Here is a 4,357-nt window from a genome sequence, read left to right on the forward strand (position 1 = left end):
CAGGCCCAGCTTCGCACATGACGGCGAACCCACCGATGCGTCCGAGATTCCAGACCCCTGCCTCACCGTTCTTTGCCGCCAGGCGGACCTGGGACAGGAGCCATGATCCGGCCTTCTCACGTTCGCTGACATCCCCCTTGTCCCGACGCAGTACGAACGCATCCCCCTTCGTGGGCTGACGGCTGGCAATATCCGCCTCGATAAGCGGGATCTGGCGCTCCGCGCCCGCAATCTCACGCTCGGGCCAGTCGATGGCACGTTTTACGGCGAACTGGTCGTCATAATGGGCGGCCGCCAGTCTCTCGAGCCGGGCAAGATCGGCCTCCAGCCCGGCTTTCTGCATCAGCCGGGCATCGCCCGAGGCAAGCGCCTTGGCCATGGCGAACTGGTTTCCCCCTTCCCCGCCAATGTCCTCAATCCGGCGGATGGAACGGTCACCTGACATCGCAAGTCCAATAAAGCGCTGCTTGCGTTCGAGGAGCTGCCAGTTGGTCGCGTCAACAGAACCCTGCTGGGCGTAGGCGTAGAGTTCGATTTCCGCGTGCTGGTTGCCCTGCCGCTCGATACGCCCCTCGCGCTGGATGATGTCGGAGACCAGCCACGGCACGTCGAGATGGTGCAGGGCCTTGAGGCGCTGCTGGGCGTTGACGCCGGTGCCCATGGTCGCCGTCGAGCCGATCAGGATCCGCTTGCGGCCGGCATTGAGATCACCGAACAGCTTCTGCTTCGCCGCGCTCTTCCTGTAGTGCTGCATGAACGCGATTTCCGCGCGTGGCACGCCCAGGCGGATCAGTTCATCGCGGATCCACGTATAGGCGGAAAAACCGCGTGTCTCCATCGCGCTCTCGGTGCCCAGATCCGAAAAGATCATCTGCACCGCCCCCGGCAGGTCGTACGGCCGACCGGTTTCAGGATCGCTGTAACGGCTTTCCGATGTCTCCTGCCAGATCCTGAACACGTTCCCGATCATCAGGTTGAGCTTCGACGTGTCGTCATTCGCGGCGAGAGGGGCGACGAAGCGCAGGTCGATCGTGGCATGACGGGCATCCGTGATGACGGACAGGAGGATGTCATCGCCCTTCTGGGGACGCCCCTGGCGTGCTTCGATGGCGTTGATGCGGGCCGCCAGCGTCTTCTGGTAGGCCCTGAAGTTATCGTTTGTCGGTGCGACAATAATCTCGTGACGCCCGCCCCGGATTGCTGGCAGAGTCACGTACTGGCGCAGGTCATCGTGCTGCACGACATCTGCGAAGTCGCGATACATCGCCATGAGGTCGGCGACGTTGACGAACTCGGTGAAGCGCGTGACCGGCTTGTAAAGCCCGCTTGGCTGCAGTTCCAGTTCGGTACGGGTCTCGCCGAAATTGGCTGCCCAGGCATCGAATTCATGCAGGTAGCGCTTCTGCAGCGCCTCAAGATCCATATAGCGGCTGACCGTCCACATTTCGGCGAGCGTATTGGTGATCGGGGAGCCGGACGCCATGATCAGCGGGCGCTCCGGATTTTTTGCCGCCAGGTAGCGCGTCTTCACGAAGAGATCCCAGGCCCGCTGCGAGCCGTTCGGATCGACCCCCTTGAGGTCGGACTGGTTGGTTGCAAAACTCAGCTTCCGGAACTGCTGCGCCTCGTCGACGAGGATCTGGTCGATACCGATCTCTCCCAGATGCACGAGATCGTCCTTTCGAGCGGAAAGGCCTTCCAGCTTCGCCTGCATCTTCTCCTTCATGCTCTCGACCCGCTTGCGCGACAGGCGATCGGCCGCGTCGACGCTTTCCAGCACTTCCTCGTAAGACGCGATCTGCGCCTCGATCATCTGGCGTTCGAAATCCCCCTCCACCGGGATGAACCTGAATGCGTCATGCGTGATGATGATCGCATCCCAGTTTCCGGTCGCGGCCCGGGCGAGGAACCGCTGGCGCTTTGCCTTCACGAAGTTCGTCTCGTCGGCGACGAGGATCCGTGCGGTCGGGTAGAGCATGAGGAATTCGCGGGCCATCTGGGCGAGGCAGTGACCGGGGACGGCGATCATCGCCTTGCTGACCAGGCCAAGCCGCTTCTGCTCCATGACGGCCGCAACCATCGAGAAGGTCTTTCCGGAGCCGACCGCGTGCGCGATATACGTGCCGCCCGCAGCGATGATCCGCCAGATGACCCGTTTCTGGTGGGGGCGCAGGCTGATCGTGGTGCTTGCACCAGGCAGGCGCAGATGGGAGCCATCAAACGCGCGTGCAACCAGGTTGTTGTAGGTATCATTGTACAGCCGGACCAGCCGCTCGGCCCGATCGCCATCCTGCCAGACCCATGTCTCGAACGCACGCCTGATCGCTGCCAGTTTTTCCTTTGCGGCTTCCGTTTCCTGTGTGTTCAGTTCGCGGTGCTCATTGCCATCGCCATCACGCCAGACATCCCATATTTTTGGCGATGCCTGCGTCAGGGCATCTTCCAGCAGTTCGCCGGCATGTCGCCGTTCCGTTCCCCAGACTGACGTTGCCTCGGCCTTGCCCATGAACGCCCGTTTTTCCACGGTCCAGCAGGCGACCGCGGGTGCGTGATAGATGACCGTTTCGACCCCGAGCACCTCGGCGGTAAAGGCGATGATGTCGCTGACCGGCAACCACGGAGCGCCAAGGCGCGCGGTGATCTCCGACGGACGCAGATCGGCTGGCTGGACGGCTTCCAGCGCCGTCATGTTCCGGGCGTAGCGTCCATCGATCCGGGCTGCATCGCGTGCCTCTTCCAGCTTGGTCCGCACGGCGCCGGAGAGCATTTCATCAGCCGTGACCCAGACATCGCGACCGTCCACGCTCCGTACCGGATCGAGATAGACCGCATCCCCCAGTGCGGCCGCGACCTCAACTTCGGACTGTCCCATGAGTTCCGCGATCCGCGGCATTTCCACGCCGCCTGTTTCATGCAGGCAGACGGCCAGGGCGTCGTGGGCGGAATGGATCTCGGGTTCGACAGGCGCATGAATGACCCGCTCCGAGAAAATTGGTCCCATCCGGCCTTTCTGTGTCGCCTCGTCGTATTCCTCGATGGACGAGACCAGCCAGACGTCGGGATCATCGTAAAATGGCGTGAGGTTCGGTCGCCGCTGGGTTTCGTTTTCGACCCCGGTTTCTGGATCGATCCTGACCGTCACATTCATCAGGTTGATCGGGCCGAACTGTCGGACAAAGCTGAAATAGGCACGCTTCAGGTCACCCTGCAGGCGTCCATAGGGCAGGTTCTCCATCTGCGCCTGCAGCACCGCGCGTGCCGCATCCCGGACGGGTATCAGCGCGGCAATGATCCGGGCATGCTTCTGGAAGAGGCCATCCTTCTGATCCCCCTTCCTGATGGCGACCGTGGCGGCCTGTCCGTCGCAGATCTGCTGCAGGACGCCTTTCGTGACGAAGTAGGAGCCCTCTTTCATCTGGGCGCCATCGGCAGCCGTGCCGACCAGCACACCGGCTCCCGCCGGCCGGACAATGCGCTGGTCCAGGGGTTCAGGAAAGCGGACGTCCTGCCCAATCCGGCTCAGGGCCTCGGGTAACATCACATCGAGCCTACCGTCGGCACGCGCGTCGCATGTGTAATCGGGACCGAACTGGGTGGTGGTCCAGCCGTGACGGCCAAGCACCTGCTCCGGATGGTCGAGGAAGTAGCGATTGATAAGGAGCGGACCGTTACCCTGGTCGCTATCCGCAAGGGCGCTGGCTTCCAGCCAGGTCTCATCATCGGCCATGTCGCCGATCATGCGCTTGCGTAACACCAGCACGTCCACCACCACGTCCGTGCCGGCGTCATCGCGCATTGCTCCGGCCGGGAGCCGGACTGCCCCCACGAGGTCAGCCATGTCGGCAATGGTCCGGCGCGCTGTGCTGTCGGTCTTGTCCAGCGTATGGTGGGACGTCACGAAAATTGCTATGCCGCCTGGGCGGAGTGCCTCGACGGATCGGGCGATAAAAAAGTCATGCAGGCTCAGGCCAAGCCGTCCCAGACCTTCCGGGCCACGCACGGTGCGATTGGAAAAGGGTGGATTACCGATCGCAAGGTCATAGCCGTTTGCGAGCTTCACTGTCGTGAAATCCTCGCTGCGGATCCACTGGTTCGGATAGAGCCTGCGTGCGATCCTTGCTGTAATAGGATCATTCTCGATCCCGGTAAAGGCGATGCGTCCCTCGAGCCTTTCCGGTCGGGCCGCGATTAAGAGACCGGTCCCACAGCCGGGTTCAAGCACGGAACCGCCTCTGAAGCCCATCTGCAGCATTTTGTTCCAGAGCGCGTGCACGATCAGTTCAGGCGTAAAATGCGCATATTGTGTCGCGCGCTTCAGTCCTGCCCTTTCAACGTCTGTTGTGGAGGCATGGATCGC

1 protein-coding gene is annotated in these 4,357 nt (G+C 62.2%); it reads right to left on the reverse strand.

Features of this window, described 5'->3' with window-relative positions:
- The coding region (locus GEU01_RS19675; RefSeq protein WP_019087419.1) for a lactate dehydrogenase at positions 1-4,357 on the reverse strand (4,357 nt) is incomplete at both ends.

Origin of the sequence: Komagataeibacter europaeus LMG 18890, assembly GCF_000285295.1 — a bacterium.
Classification (GTDB): Bacteria; Pseudomonadota; Alphaproteobacteria; order Acetobacterales; family Acetobacteraceae; genus Komagataeibacter; species Komagataeibacter europaeus.